15 protein-coding genes are annotated in these 15,079 nt (G+C 48.2%); 8 read left to right on the top strand and 7 right to left on the bottom strand.

Annotated elements, in window-relative coordinates:
* Positions 1-9 precede the first annotated feature (9 nt).
* The 7 genes from lptD (at position 10) to K0H59_RS16260 (ending at position 9,045) form a co-directional block, all read left to right on the top strand.
* Complete coding sequence (gene lptD / locus K0H59_RS16230; RefSeq protein WP_220053703.1) at positions 10-2,307, top strand: LPS assembly protein LptD; 2,298 nt, start codon at positions 10-12, stop codon at positions 2,305-2,307.
* Between the two features lie 219 nt (positions 2,308-2,526).
* Positions 2,527-3,831: a peptidylprolyl isomerase SurA gene (gene surA / locus K0H59_RS16235; RefSeq protein WP_011718028.1), complete on the top strand. Its 1,305-nt coding sequence runs from the start codon at positions 2,527-2,529 to the stop codon at positions 3,829-3,831.
* A gap of 6 nt (positions 3,832-3,837) precedes the next feature.
* On the top strand, positions 3,838-4,824 hold the full coding sequence (gene pdxA / locus K0H59_RS16240; protein WP_011718029.1) for a 4-hydroxythreonine-4-phosphate dehydrogenase PdxA: 987 nt from the start codon (positions 3,838-3,840) through the stop codon (positions 4,822-4,824).
* Positions 4,825-4,838: 14 nt separating this feature from the next.
* Positions 4,839-5,645, top strand: coding sequence for a 16S rRNA (adenine(1518)-N(6)/adenine(1519)-N(6))-dimethyltransferase RsmA (rsmA, locus tag K0H59_RS16245; RefSeq protein WP_011627022.1), 807 nt, complete (start codon positions 4,839-4,841; stop codon positions 5,643-5,645).
* Between the two features lie 55 nt (positions 5,646-5,700).
* Positions 5,701-6,081 (top strand): Co2+/Mg2+ efflux protein ApaG, encoded by a 381-nt coding sequence (apaG, locus tag K0H59_RS16250; protein ID WP_088210357.1) that lies wholly within the window; start codon positions 5,701-5,703, stop codon positions 6,079-6,081.
* Between the two features lie 21 nt (positions 6,082-6,102).
* On the top strand, positions 6,103-6,927 hold the full coding sequence (locus tag K0H59_RS16255; RefSeq protein WP_220053704.1) for a symmetrical bis(5'-nucleosyl)-tetraphosphatase: 825 nt from the start codon (positions 6,103-6,105) through the stop codon (positions 6,925-6,927).
* 96 nt (positions 6,928-7,023) lie between these two features.
* Positions 7,024-9,045, top strand: coding sequence for a methyl-accepting chemotaxis protein (locus tag K0H59_RS16260; protein ID WP_220053705.1), 2,022 nt, complete (start codon positions 7,024-7,026; stop codon positions 9,043-9,045).
* Between the two features lie 420 nt (positions 9,046-9,465).
* Here the strand turns inward: K0H59_RS16260 and K0H59_RS16265 are convergent, their stop codons facing one another.
* The 7 genes from K0H59_RS16265 to rplU form a co-directional block, all read right to left on the bottom strand.
* Positions 9,466-9,879 carry a DUF3718 domain-containing protein gene (locus K0H59_RS16265; protein ID WP_220053706.1) on the bottom strand — a complete coding sequence of 138 codons (414 nt, stop codon included), beginning with the start codon at positions 9,877-9,879 and terminating at the stop codon, positions 9,466-9,468.
* A gap of 202 nt (positions 9,880-10,081) precedes the next feature.
* On the bottom strand, positions 10,082-10,564 hold the full coding sequence (gene folA, locus K0H59_RS16270; RefSeq protein WP_220053707.1) for a type 3 dihydrofolate reductase: 483 nt from the start codon (positions 10,562-10,564) through the stop codon (positions 10,082-10,084).
* Positions 10,565-10,586: 22 nt separating this feature from the next.
* Entirely contained in the window at positions 10,587-11,060 is a 474-nt protein-coding gene (locus tag K0H59_RS16275) for a threonine/serine exporter family protein (protein ID WP_011621694.1), read from the bottom strand.
* Entirely contained in the window at positions 11,057-11,818 is a 762-nt protein-coding gene (locus K0H59_RS16280; protein ID WP_011718036.1) for a threonine/serine exporter family protein, read from the bottom strand. Before K0H59_RS16280 ends, K0H59_RS16275 begins: the two co-directional genes overlap by 4 nt.
* Positions 11,819-11,845: 27 nt before the next feature.
* Positions 11,846-13,012, bottom strand: a complete 1,167-nt coding sequence (gene cgtA / locus K0H59_RS16285) for an Obg family GTPase CgtA (RefSeq protein ID WP_011621692.1) — start codon at positions 13,010-13,012, stop codon at positions 11,846-11,848.
* Positions 13,013-13,224: 212 nt separating this feature from the next.
* Positions 13,225-13,479, bottom strand: a complete 255-nt coding sequence (rpmA, locus tag K0H59_RS16290; RefSeq protein WP_007650346.1) for a 50S ribosomal protein L27 — start codon at positions 13,477-13,479, stop codon at positions 13,225-13,227.
* A gap of 14 nt (positions 13,480-13,493) precedes the next feature.
* A complete protein-coding gene (gene rplU / locus K0H59_RS16295) occupies positions 13,494-13,805 on the bottom strand; it encodes a 50S ribosomal protein L21 (protein ID WP_011073451.1) in 312 nt (103 codons plus the stop codon).
* A gap of 273 nt (positions 13,806-14,078) precedes the next feature.
* Here rplU and ispB point away from each other — a divergent pair, with 273 nt between their 5' ends.
* A complete protein-coding gene (gene ispB, locus K0H59_RS16300) occupies positions 14,079-15,050 on the top strand; it encodes an octaprenyl diphosphate synthase (protein WP_140418320.1) in 972 nt (323 codons plus the stop codon).
* Positions 15,051-15,079 lie beyond the last annotated feature (29 nt).

Here is a 15,079-nt window from a genome sequence, read left to right on the forward strand (position 1 = left end):
TGACCTAAGATGCAGATCCGTTACTTTCTGGCCTTGAGCCTGTTACCGCAAGTTGTCCTGGCAGACGAATCTCCCACAGCCTCAGCGTCACAATGCGTCATTGAACCGCCAGTACCTCGTATCGTATCTCAACCCGGCCTGAGCGCCGCCGATCAAGAGAAAATTCGTATCGTGTCGGACCGCTCCAACGCCGAAATGGGCAAACAAGCCATTTTTACCGGTGATGTGGTCTTCAGTCAGGGCGACAGACACATTGCCGCCGATGAAGCGATTCTCGACCAAGCGACCGAGCAATTCGATGCCAATGGCAACCTCGTTTTCCAAGACAGTATTTTTACCGTTACCGCCGATTCGCTGCAGGCACAAATGCGCAGCAACCGCGCGACCCTAAAGGGTGCCCAGTATTGGCTACATGGTCAGCAGGTTCACGGCGATGCCGAAAAGCTGCAAATCACCATGAACAACAACCTGATCTTAACCAACACTAACTTCACCACTTGTCCGCCAGACAATGTTTCTTGGCTGCTCGAAGCAGAAAAAATCAAGATTAACAGCGAAGAAGAATGGGGCGAGATTTGGAATGCTAAGCTGAGAGTCGCCGATATTCCGGTGTTCTATATTCCTTATATGACGGTGCCAGTTTCCGATAAACGTAAAACCGGTTTCCTCTACCCAAGCTTTAGCACCAGCACCACCAACGGTTTTGAAGTTTCCGCGCCCTATTATTGGAATATCGCGCCGGAATATGACCTCACCTTTACACCTAACTATATGTCTAGCCGTGGTCTATTCACCAAGACAGAGTTTCGTTATCTCGCGGGTGAGGCCCAAAATGGCCGCTTGAATTTAGAGTATTTGGGCAACGACCAGATGATCAGCGGCAGCCCAAATCGTTACCTCTATAACTGGCAACACCAAGGCGCCATCGATAAAAACTGGCGGGTACTCGCCAACTTTACCGAAGTGTCTGATAACAACTATTTCAACGACTTAAAGTCTGATGTTAACCGCGCCACCGATAACCAATTATCGCGGATTGGTGAAGTCAGCTACTTCGAACGAGATTGGGATATCAGCACCCGTGTGCAAGATATTAAAGTGCTGGGTGAGGACGAAAAGCCTTATCAAGTGATGCCACAGGTGAACTTTAATTACCGCGCCGCCGACTTTTGGAACAACTTGGACTTTGGCTTCAATTCAGAGCTGACCAATTTCGCCCATCAAGATAGCGACATGAATACCGCCACCCGTTTGCATATGGCACCTAGCCTGACGCTGCCGATTCACGGCCCTTCGGGTTCGTTGACCAGCCAAGTCAAACTGATGCAAACCAACTATTGGCAAGAAAAAAACAACAGTGGATTCGATGGTTTAGACGATACTGTGAGTCGCACCATTCCACAGGTGCGGATCAATGGTCAGATCAACTTCGAGCGTTTTACCGAACTGTTCGATCAAAACTACCGCCAGACGCTCGAACCTCAGTTCCAGTATCTGTACGTAGGTTATGAAGATCAGCGTGGCATCGGCATTTACGATACCGCCCAGTTGCAGGACGACTACTTCGGTCTGTTCCGTGACCGCCGCTTCTCAGGCCTTGACCGCATCGCCGATGCTAACCAAGTCACGCTCGGTGTAACCACGCGTTTCTTCGACGATCACAACCAAGAGGCGACTAAGTTCAGCCTAGGTCAGATCCTCTATCTGCAGGACAGTAAGCTGGGTTACGAAGATAACCTCTTCGAGCAAAATCAATCAACTTCAGTCTTGGCCGCCGAGTTAGATACCCGCTTAAGCCATGACTGGTATTTAGGTGCCGCGATTCAATACGACACCAACTCGAGCGATAACAAGAAGACCGAAGTCACCTTAGACTTCCGTCCCGAAGCCAATAAACTCTTGCAGCTCAGTTATCGTTATGTGCCGGATCTATTGAACTCCAACACCAACGATCTGGTGAATATTTCCCAAGCGGGTGTGCGTGGTGCCTGGCCGATTAACGACAGCCTGTATTTTGTCGGTAACTGGTACTACGACCTCAACGAGAGCCGCAGCATAGAAACCTATACTGGTTTCCAATATGAATCATGCTGTTACGCAATCCGTCTCAGCTATCACTACCGAATTAAGACCAATTACGATGACAACATTGGTTCGGCCGTTATCGATGAGCGCGAGCAATTTGAAAGCGGTGTTTACCTGAATTTAGTCATCAAAGGACTCGGTGGTTCGGGCCCATTAGGCGTATCCGATATGCTCAATGACGGTCTGTTTAACTACAGAAAACCGCTTTATCTGAGGAATTAGCAAAGATTTGTGGTAGATTGCTGAACCTCAACAAGGACTGAGAGTCCAAACAGGTTAATGAAAGCCGTGCGCTCCCCCCAAAAGAGTCTCGGAACGCACGCTTTTAGAGTTACTAACAAAAGAACATTTAGGCAACTCACTGTAATTTCGATATAAATGGTAAAGTTAACTTAAATAAGCCGTCGAATTTGACCTTAGAACGTGCCAAGGATTTTGTGGATGAAACCCAGTAAACATCTGATTTTTGCTTTATTTGCACTCGCTATCAGCCAGCCTACTATGGCCGCTCCCCAGCCAATCGACCGTGTTGCCGTTCAAATCAACGACGGTATTGTGCTCGAAAGTGAAATCACCAACATGATTGACACTGTAAAAGCCAATGCGAGAGCCGCGAATCAATCGTTGCCATCCGACAGTGCACTGCGTACTCAGGTTATCGAGCGACTCATCCTCACCCGTTTGCAGTTGCAGATGGCGGATCGTATCGGTCTGCATATCGGTGACTTACAGCTAGACCAAGCAATTGAAAACATTGCCCGCGAGCAAAAAATGACCGTGGCGCAAATGCAGCAAAAAATCGAGAGCGAAGGCTTAAGCTTCAGCCAGTACCGCGAGCAACTGCGTGAAGAAATCACCCTAGGTGAAATTCAACGTATCCAAGTTCAACGCCGTATCCAAGTGTCACCACAGGAAATCACCGGCCTGGTAAAACTGATCCAAGAGCAAGGTATGAAGGACGTCGAATACCAAATCGGCCATATCCTGATTGATGTACCGAACAACCCAAGCAGTGAACAGCTGGAAGCCTCCAGCAAGCGCGCGAACGCCGTACTCGAGCGTTTAAAGAGTGGTGAAGATTTCCGCCGCACCGCCATCGCGTCTTCATCGGGTCCTAAAGCTCTGGAAGGCGGTATCTGGGATTACATGAACATCAACGAGATGCCAACGCTGTTTGCGGAAGTCATCAACGGCGCGAAGAAAGGCGATATTATCGGCCCAATCAAGAGTGGCGCAGGTTTCCACATCATCAAGATCATGGATGCACGTGGTTTACAAACCAAAGAAATTGAAGAAGTCAGAGCGCGTCATATCCTGCTCAAGCCATCGCCAATTCTGTCGGAAGACCGCGCTAAGGCCATGTTGGAACAGTTCTTAAAGCAAATTCGCTCTGGCGAAGCCAAGTTTGAAGATTTAGCGCGCCAATACTCTGAAGATCCAGGTTCAGCCACTAAAGGTGGTGAACTGGGCTGGGCAGAGCCAAGCATTTATGTGCCTGAGTTTGCGCAAACCCTTAACAGCTTAAGCCCAGATCAAATCAGTGAGCCTTTCCGTACCACCCACGGCTGGCATATCACTCAGTTGGAAGAGCGCAGAAAAACCGATGCCACGGATCAATTTAATACCAACCGTGCGCACCAACTGATCTTCCGTCGCAAATTTAATGAAGAACTGCAAAACTGGCTAGACGAAATGCGTGCCGACGCATACATTGAAGTCTTTCAGCCTGAGTCAAACCGAGGTTAAGGTAAATTGACCACTAAACGTATTGCCGTTACCCCCGGAGAACCTGCGGGTATCGGCCCCGATTTAGTCGTGCAACTCGCTCAGCAGGCTTGGCCTGCTGAGTTAGTCGTTTGTGCGGATCCCGAATTATTAGCCAGCCGAGCGAAACGACTCGGCCTGTCTGTTACTTTTCGCCCTTACCTGCCCGAGCAACCGCCTAAACCGCAGGAAGCAGGCACGCTCACCATTGCGCCTTTCAAACTGGTGACCGACGCCGTTTGCGGCCAGCTTGATGAGCAAAACAGTGCCTACGTAGTTGAAACCCTGCGTTATGCGGGTGAGAAAAACATGAGCGGCGAGTTTGATGCAGTGGTTACTGGCCCTGTACATAAAGGGATCATCAATCAAGCGGGGATTTCCTTTAGCGGCCATACCGAGTTTTTTGCCCATCAGGCCAACTGCCCCGATGTGGTCATGATGCTAGCAACCCAAGGTTTACAGGTGGCACTGGTGACCACCCATATCCCTCTGGCCTATGTTGCAAAAGCCATTACGCGCCAGCGTTTGCATCATATTATTAAGATTTTACACGCTGACCTTATCAGCAAGTTTGCCATTGCTTCCCCTAAAATTTATGTCTGTGGCTTAAACCCACACGCGGGTGAAGACGGCCATCTTGGCCGGGAAGAAATCGATGTGATTATTCCGGCTCTGAATGAACTGCGTGAAGAATATCAAATGAACATTGTCGGCCCTCTGCCAGCCGATACCCTGTTCCAACCTAAATATTTACAGGACGCGGATGTCGTGTTGGCCATGTACCATGACCAAGGCTTACCCGTTCTAAAGTCACAGGGATTTGGCAAATCGGTAAACATTACCTTAGGTTTACCTTATATCCGTACCTCGGTTGACCATGGTACGGCGCTCGATCTTGCGGGAACTGGCAAAGCCGATATTGGCAGTTTTGTCTGCGCCTTGAATAAAGCCATTGAGTTATCCTCAAAAAACTAAACGATTAGATATTAATGAGTAGCAAAGTACATTTAGGCCACACGGCCAGAAAGCGTTTCGGACAAAACTTCTTAACCGACGACAATGTGATTAACCGCATTGTGGGTGCGATCGCCCCCGATAATGACCACGTGATGGTCGAAATCGGCCCCGGCCTTGGCGCCTTAACCGAACCTGTCGCCACGGCTATAGATAACCTGACCGTTGTCGAGTTAGACCGCGATCTGGTTGAGCGCTTGCAGAATCACCCTGTACTTAAGGATAAGCTCACGATTCACCAAGGCGATGCGCTGCAATTCGACTTTAGCCAGTTGGTGGTACCGGGTAAAAAACTCAAAGTGTTTGGTAACTTACCCTATAACATTTCAACGCCTTTGATGTTCCATCTGTTCGAGTTTGCCGAGCAGATTGAAACCATGCATTTTATGCTGCAAAAAGAAGTGGTGCTGCGTTTATCGGCAAGCCCGGGTAACAAGGCCTATGGCCGCTTAACGGTGATGGCCCAGTACTTCTGCCAAGTGGTTCCGGTACTTGAAGTGCCACCCCATAGCTTTGCGCCACCGCCAAAGGTGGATTCTGCCGTGGTGCGTTTACTGCCCTATGCAGAAAAACCTTTCCCCTGCAAGGATGTGAATGTACTGCGCCAGCTGTGCACCACAGCCTTTAACATGCGCCGTAAAACACTGCGTAATAACCTCAAGCAAGTGTTAAGCGATGAAGAGTTTGAGCAATTAGGCATAGATCCCAATCTGCGCCCTGAGCAAATCAGTGTTGAGCAATATGTCGCCATGGCGAATATGGTGTGTGATAAGCAGGCTTAAGCAATATCAGTTTGATGGGCACTTTAGGGTGCCCTATCTTATTCAAGGGAGCAGCATGAGCGCATTGGATGACTCAATCCGAGTCGAAGTCAAAACCGAGTACATTGAACAACAGTCCTCGCCCGAGGATCAGAAATACCTCTTTAGCTACACTATCACCATCATCAACCTCGGTGAACTAGCCGCCAAACTCGAAACACGCCACTGGATCATTACTGACGCCAACGGCAAAATCAGTGAAGTGCAAGGCGCAGGTGTCGTCGGCGAAACCCCAACCATCCCCCCCAATACCGCCTATCAATATACTAGCGGTACCGTACTCGATACGCCCCTTGGCATTATGTATGGCACTTATGGTATGGTCAGCGAATCAGGCGAGCACTTTAAGGCAACGATTAAGCCCTTCCGCTTAGCACTCCCCGGTTTATTACATTGATTTAATTATAGAAAGGATATTGTGGCCCATTATTTTGTTGGTGATGTCCAAGGCTGTTTTGCCGAACTTCAACGATTACTTGCTAAAGTCGACTTTAATCCATCCCGCGATGAACTCTGGGCGGTGGGCGATCTGGTCGCCAGAGGGCCAGATTCATTAGCCACACTGCGTTTTTTTCAATCCTTAGGCGATGCGGGCAAAACCGTCCTCGGTAATCATGATCTGCATTTACTCGCCCTGCACGGCAAACTCAAGCGGGATAAACCCAGCGATAACTTAACGCCACTATTAAACGCACCCGATATTACCAGTTTAATTGACTGGCTGAGACAACAGCCGTTGATGCGGGAATTACCTGAACATAAGCTCATCATGACCCACGCCGGAGTGCCGCCGCAATGGTCATTAGAGGTGTTGAGGCAAGAGTCGCAACTTGTCAGCCAAGCACTCAAGCAGAGTGATTACCTCGACGCGCTGATAAGCCAGATGTACAGCGATACTGCGGAGCGGTGGGAGCCCAGCGCTATAGGGATCAATCGCCTGCGTTTTTGTATCAACGCCTTGACCCGCATGCGTTATCTGTATGTCGATGGCCATTTAGACTTTGACTGCAAACAACCGCCAGAGGATTGCACTAATCCACAGCTACGGCCTTGGTTTGAATTTACCTCTGCGTTACGTGAAAGTCACACCTTAGTGTTTGGACATTGGGCGGCATTGATGGGTAAAGTTAACGACCCTAAGCTAAAAGCACTAGATACAGGCTGTTGCTGGGGGGAATATCTAACCCTATGGCATCTTGAAAAAGACCAAAAAATTACCCAAAAAAGGTTAAAAAAGGGTTAAACTAAGCCCGAGAGTGGTCGATATACGACAGTACCCTATGCCCTGAATTTAATAATCTTTTCATTCGGAATAATATAATAATAACCGGAGTATCCTATGAAAGTTAATGTAGCCACCCGAGTCATTGGCGGGTTTAGTGTTGTTACACTTTTACTTGTGTTGTTAGGATTTACCTCGTACCTGACGAACATTAGCCTCAAAGATAGTTCGGCCATGATGCAAGAGTTAAGCTTGCCAGCCCTAAAGGCGACCAACCACTTAACCGAAACCCTGAGCGAACAACAGCGCCAAGTGCTGATCGCCTATCACGCACCAAAGTCCTCGAACATTCCCGATATCCGTAAAGTCTTTAACGACCACGGTACTCAGTTTAAAAACGAGATCAGCAATCTAACGCAATTGGTTCAAGGGCAAGCCAATCTTTCTGCATTGATCTCGCAACTGGATGGTAGCTTCTCGACCTTCGAGCGCGATAGTCTCGCCATGCTCACTGAACGTGAAGCCGCCCTCAGCACACAAGAGCAGCTAATCGGCTTAAAGAAGAAGCTTGAAAATGCCGCCGATGACGCCTCGTCAGTTTTGCTCGATATTATCGATTTAGAAAACAGCCAAAACCCCGATGCTCAGAGTATCGCGGCCTCTGCCAGCGCTATCGATACCAGCATGGGTAATATCATCACTACCATTGCCGATTTAGTGACTAATGAAGAAATGAGTAAACATGAACTCATTTCCAAAGAGCTCGACTACATCCTCAGCGAGACCAAGAACAAACTCGAATACGTGAATCGTCATGCGCAGGACATAATTGACGCTGACACCTTAAAATCCGTCAATGAAGACACGAAAAAGGTACTCGCGTTGCTCGAAGGTCCTGATTCTATGGTGCTGTTGAAAGCGACCCAATTGAGTCACGCCAAGAGTGCCATGAATCAATTGGCGACCATTGAGAAAGATGTCAAAGTCATCGATCGCAATATGGAAGATGTGAGCAATAACATCGAGTCTGTGGCAGCCAATATGAGCCAAGAAACCATAGCCAAGATTGATGCCGCCAGTATCCGCACTATTATTGTGGTGCTAATCGCCATTGTCGCCGCGGTTATCATCAGCTTTGCCGTTGTAGCCCCGTTAAAGCGCTCTCTCTATCAAGTCAATAACGCGCTGAATGTCCTAGCTTCAGGTAACTTAACCCACAAATTAGATGATTCTGGCCACGATGAATTTGCCGAACTTGCGAAAAACTGTAACCGCTTAGTCGATAGCTTACGCGGCTTAATCGTCGGTATTTTGGACCGTTCTAACCAGTTAGCCGCAGCAGCGGAACAAACGTCGGCTATCACGGCGCAAACCACCTCTGGTATCCAAGAGCAAAAGAGCCAGGTCGACCAAGTCGCAACCGCAACCACAGAATTAAGCTCGAGTGCACAACAAGTATCGATGAGCGCCGATGACGCTCTGGCGCAAATCAAGCAGGCCGATCAAGAAGCCAAACATATGCGCACGATTGCCGAAGAGAACAAGCGCACCATTTTAGCCCTAGCAGACGAAGTCGCTAAGGCAGGCCAAGTGATCAACAAGGTGCAATCGGATAGCGCTTCTATCGGCTCAATTCTCGATGTGATCCGTGGCATTGCCGAGCAGACTAACCTACTGGCACTAAACGCAGCTATCGAAGCGGCACGCGCCGGTGAGCAAGGTCGCGGCTTTGCGGTCGTGGCCGATGAAGTGCGCAGCCTAGCCTCACGAACTCAAGTCTCGACCCGCGAGATCCAACAAATGATCGAAGTGCTGCAACAGGGTGCACAGCAAGCCGTAGCAGCCATGGATATGGGTCGTGCCCAGGCCAATGCCTGTGTAGATAAGACAGAGCAAGCTAACCTCGCCCTAGAGACCATCAGCCAATCTGTACATAAAGCCTATGATGCGGGCACGCACATTGCCCATGCCGCGCAGGAGCAGAATGTGGTTAGTCAGCAAGTGTCTGAGAAACTTGAGCATATCGCAGCAATTTCGGAAGAAACCGCGATTGGCGCCGATCAAACCGCGCAATCGAGCCATCAAGTGGCTAAACTCGCCGAAGAGCTGCAAGCTTCTGTCGGTGAATTTAGAGTGTAAGCAAACGCTCAAGTATGAACAGGGTCGCAATTGCGGCCCTTTTCTTTGGATTGTGATTGTGATTGTGATTGTGATTGTGATTGTGATTGTGATTGTGATTGTGCTTGTGCTTGTGCTTGTGCTTTCGCTTGGCTTTTAGGCTTTTAGGCTTTTAGGCTATTAGGCTATTAGGCTATTAGGCTATTAGGCTATTAGGCTATTAGGCCTTTAGGCCTTTAGGCTTTTAGGCTATCCCGCTGCTAGAGCAGATAGCAGAGGCAATAAACTCAAACTCGGCAGTCAATATCCAACACAATATCAATACAGGATATTTGGCAAAACTAACAAACGACGCCCATAAAAAATGCCGAACTCAGTTCGGCATTTTAAGCATCATTCTTTCCTTGTGTTAAAGCACACTAAAAATGATAGAACAGATGATTACTCTTCTTCACCGCCAGCAGCAGCGCCTAAACGCTCTTTCACTGCAGTAGTGATAGGGCTAGCACCGTGACCATTTGCTTCAGCCCACGCTTGAATCGTCATGCCATCGGCTTCTGGTACGCTCAGTTCGTTAACTGATAGACGTTTAGCCACAAACTCACCGGCATCATTCGCATTCGCGGCATAGGCAGTACGCAACAAGCTTTGACCATCACAGCTAATCCCGCTGTATACTTGGCGTAACTTAACACGGCTTTCTTTTAGTTTTTTACGTAGACGGTTTTTATCGTTCGCTTTTACGTAATCACAAATACTCGCGACAAGTGGATCAGCTTCGGCTTTTGCCGTGGTTGGCACAGAAACATAGCTAAATCCGATTAGTGCAGCCAAAGCTACAGGCATAAGACGCATCCGATACTCCTTAATACTTTCTTATAGTTTTATTATGTTTTATATGGGCTGCGTCTATCTCTAGCGGATATTGGCCTCCTAGGAGTCATTAGTGTGGAAGCCGTAAAATACCGCTATCTCAACTAAGTCAGGCCTATCGGATCTAATACCTTAGACATATTGACAATCCATACGCACAGGGTACACAACAGAACAACGTAATTTAACATTTTTTTGCCAAATTGATAAAGCGATATTCCAGCCCATCAGCATTTATACTAGTGAGCGATTCGGTTTCTTGCCATTTATCGCTATCCCATGCGGGGAAAAAGGTATCACCCTCAACATCTAAATTAATTTGCGTCATGTAGAGCCTGTCAGCTTGAGGTAATAATTGTTGATACAATTGCCCCCCACCGATGACGACCAACTCTTCGCAATCGCCAGCCGCGAGCTTAGCATCTTCAAAAGAGGTCACGCAGGTCACGCCTTCAATCTGCAAATCCGCTTGGCGAGAAATCACAATATTGTGGCGCCCAGGAAGGGGTCTACCAATGGATTCGAAGGTTTTACGCCCCATCACCACAGGTTTGCCTAAGGTCATGGCTTTAAAGTGGCGTAAATCTTCTGGCAGATGCCATGGCATTTTATTGTCTTTTCCGATGACTCGATTGTTTGCCATCGCGGCTATCATAGCAATGCGCATGGGCACTCCTTTGGTATTGTTTTTATTGAATAACAGGGCGGGTTCTAAAATACAGTAGACTCGGTAAAGCAAGGCCTACCGACAGTGCGCCTAAGATAAACACGGTTTTTAAGCCGTTACTGATCACTTGTCCAGTCAGTTCTTGGCTGACCTGCGACTGCGCCGTTAATTGCACTAGGGCTATTACGGTATTAAAGGCATAGGTGCCAGGGATCATCGGGATAATCGCCGCAACGGCATACATCAAGGGCGGCGCGAGGTGACGCTTGGCAAAGCCGATAGTGATAGTCCCCACTAAAGCCGCGGCGGCAAAGGTCGCCCATTCGATAGGCAAGCCAAATTGCAACATTAGCGTGCGTGAGCTATGTCCTATGGCGCCTGCAAGCGCGCAGTAGGGTAAGAAACGTTTCGGCACGTTAAACACCATAGCAAAGCCGACAGCGGGAATTGCCGAGAAAAAGGCATCGTGCAATAGCGTCCACAGTAAGGCGATCATAGGAAGATCCCCCCTAGCTGCATCGCAATGGTGATACCAATAACGGATGACACCGTAAGCAAGGTGGCATGGCCCCAGCGGGAAATCCCCACGTTCATATGGCCTTTGACCATATCAGAAATCGCATTGATCATCGGAAAACCCGGCACCAACATCAACACACTGGCCGCCATGGCCGCCTGCGGGGTCTCACTCAAGTTAAACACATAACCCGTCTGCGCCAATAAGCTAGTGACAAATGCCGTCACCGCAAAATTAACCAGCAAATTAAAATGCCGCTTGGCAATCGCAAGGCGCACCGACATCCCTACTGCAGAGGCAAAAAAAGTGATGATTGAAGCGGCGACATCGCCATTAAATAGATGACAGAAGCTTGCGCAGGACAGGCCTATCATCAAGATAACCAGATATGGTGGATAGGTCTTAGGTTCAATCCGCGCTAGGCGTTTACGCACTTCGTTCGGGCCATAGAGACCTTTTTCCGTCAATAAACAGATGCGCTGTAACTCGCAGACTATGGTCATATTGATGCCATGCTCGCGGATCCGACGCGTCGTCGTGATACAGCGACCATGCACTAAACTGGTTAACACGAGGGAATTAGAGGAGATGGAAAGCTCAACACTTGCCAATCCTAAGGCCTGACCTAGGCGCTGACTGATTTCTTCAACTAAATCAGATTCAGCACCGTAGGCCAGTAGCAGTTGTGCGACACGCACAACCTGCCGAGTAATATCATTTTGAGTATCTGCGTACACGGGACTCTCAAAACTTAGATAGGGATATTATCTTTGGTAGATCACTTCTACATCGTAGTCGTCATCATCAAAGTCATCGTCGAATTCATCGTCATAGTCTTCATTGATCGCATCAATGTTGGCTTGATGATAATTGTCCCACTTGAACTCAACCTCTGCATCTGGGTTCGCATCTTTATCTTCCGGTGGAAGACTTTGGATGAAGTCCAGCAGCTTGGTGGCTAACTCTTTAGTGCCATCGCGGCTATAGGCAGAAATGGTATAAACATCACCTTCCCAACCTAATTCCTTAACTACGCGAGCGACCTTCTCTTTCAGCTCGTCTTCGAGCAGCAGATCCGCTTTGTTAAAGACTAACCAACGTGGCTTGCTTGCCAATTTTGGCGAATATTTTTCAAGTTCACCGACGATCGCACGGGCAGAATCCACAGGATCTGTGCCATCAATTGGCTCGATATCGATGATATGCAACAGAATACGGCAACGTTCTAAATGTTTTAAGAAGCGAATACCTAAACCCGCACCTTCTGCCGCGCCTTCAATCAAACCAGGAATATCGGCGATCACAAAGCTTTGACCAGGGCGGGGGTTAACCACACCGAGGTTAGGCACTAACGTCGTGAAGGGGTAGTCGGCAACCTTTGGCGTTGCACGTGATACCGCGCGAATAAAGGTCGATTTACCCGCGTTAGGCATACCGAGCAAGCCTACGTCGGCTAACAACAGCAGCTCTAATTTCAGGCTACGTACTTCACCCGGAGTACCTAAGGTCTTTTGACGTGGAGCACGGTTAGTACTGCTCTTAAAGCGCGTGTTGCCTAAGCCGTGGAATCCGCCTTTAGCCACTAATAGCTTTTGGCCATGGGTGGTTAAATCGCCGAGGACTTCCTCGGTTTCATCATCAATAGCACGCGTACCCACAGGCACTTTTAAAATCAAATCTTTACCGCTATGGCCGGTACAGTCACGGCCACGGCCGTTTTCACCGCGCTCAGCCATGTGAAAACGTTCAAACCGGTATTCAATCAGGGTGTTGTGGTTTTCATCGGCCTGCAGATAGACACTGCCACCATCGCCACCATCACCACCATCAGGACCACCATCGGGGATATATTTTTCGCGTCTGAAACTCACACAACCGCTACCGCCGTCGCCTGCTTCGACCCTAATAACTGCCTCATCGACAAACTTCATACTTACTCCTGGCATCACTGAATGAAGGAATTATACCGTTTAACTTCATCGGTCGCCAAAAAACTCGAGATACTTGCTCCCAATCTTACCAGCCAACGCCCTCAATTTGATAAAGATTTACCAAACTCACCAGAAACGCAGGTAAATAGAAGCATAAAAAACAGAAAGCCCCACCAATGGCGGGGCTTTACAGTATAAGCTAGACTCGAAAATTAAGCTTCGATGCTAATAAACTTACGGTTATTAGGACCTTTAACTTCGAATTTTACTTTACCGTCAGTCAGAGCAAACAGAGTGTGGTCACGACCAATACCCACGTTTACACCAGCGTGGAATTTAGTACCACGTTGACGAACGATAATGTTACCAGCTAGAACTGATTCACCGCCAAAGCGCTTAACACCAAGACGTTTACTTTCTGAATCACGGCCGTTACGAGTAGAACCGCCAGCTTTTTTATGTGCCATGAGTTAGACTCCTATTATGCGTTGATAGCAGTAATTTTAACTTCGGTGAACCACTGACGGTGGCCCAACTTCTTGTCGTGGTGCTTACGACGACGGAACTTAACGATAGTTACTTTCTCGCCACGACCATGACTTACTACTTCAGCAACGACTTTACCGCCAGCTACTAAAGGAGCACCAACGTGCACTTTTTCACCGTCAGCGATCAGTAATACTTGATCGAATTCAACAGTTGAACCAGTAGCAACTTCTAATTTTTCTAAACGAACTGTGTGGCCTGGGGCTACACGGTGTTGTTTACCACCACTTTGAAAAACAGCGTACATAGCTATTTTACTCCGATATTCCTAACACGCTGGCTCACACTATGGGAGGCAGGGTGCTACAAAAACTTTATTGACAATGGGCGCGGAGTTTACGCGAAGAATCCTTATCTGGCAAGCCCTAATTAGGAAAGAATAAAAAAAGGCCGGAATAACTCGCACATTAGTAGTGTGAGTACTGTCATATGTCGGAATTTTAGGTAAAATTCATTCTATATAACACGTGAGCCTAAAATAGAGGCCGGGTACGTAATGGCCCCACAACCAGAGTCTATTATGGATTTAAACGCTATTCGTCAACTGGCTGACACTGATATGCAAGCAGTCAATCAGCTGATCTATAAACAGCTGGAGTCAGATGTCGCCCTGATAAACCAGTTAGGTTTCTACATTATTAATGGTGGTGGTAAACGTCTTCGTCCTTTACTGTCCGTCCTCGCAGCACGCGCCGTCGACTGCCAAGGTGAAGCTCACCTTAAGCTTGCCGCGATTATTGAATTTATTCATACCGCTTCATTACTGCACGATGATGTGGTCGATGAATCGACCCTCAGACGCGGCCGCGAAACCGCCAACGCACTCTTTGGTAACAGCGCCAGTGTATTAGTGGGTGACTTCCTTTATACCCGCTCATTCCAAATGATGACCGAACTCGACAGCATGCGCGTACTGCGTGTATTAGCCGATACCACCAACGTATTGGCCGAGGGGGAAGTATTACAGCTAATGAACTGTAATGACCCAAATACCACAGAAGAAAGCTATATGCGGGTGATCTATTGTAAGACCGCCAAGCTATTCGAAGCCGCTACTTTACTGGCTGCCGTATTAGCCGGCGCGACTCCTGAGCAAGAGGCCGCATTAGGCGACTATGGTAAATATTTAGGCACTGCCTTCCAGTTAACAGATGATTTACTCGACTACACCGCCGACAGTGAAGAGTTAGGTAAAAACATCGGTGATGACCTCGCCGAAGGTAAGCCGACCTTACCGCTGATCTATGCCATTGCCCATGGAACGGAAGAAGAGCAGCAACTCATTCGTCAAGCAATTGAGCAAGGTGATGGCACCCACGCCATTGAGAAAATTGTTGCCGCTCTGCATCACTGCGGCGCGCTCACTTACACTCAGCAAAAAGCCATTGAAGAATCCAACAAGGCGATTGCAGCGCTGGCGGTATTACCCGACAGTGATTTCAAAACCGCATTAATTTCGCTGGCAAAAATCTCAGTTGACCGCAACCACTAATTGGCTGCGATAAACTCATAAAAAGGCCT

The sequence above is a fragment of the Shewanella sp. FJAT-51649 genome, from assembly GCF_019457435.1.
In the GTDB taxonomy this organism is placed as follows: Bacteria; Pseudomonadota; Gammaproteobacteria; order Enterobacterales; family Shewanellaceae; genus Shewanella; species Shewanella mangrovisoli.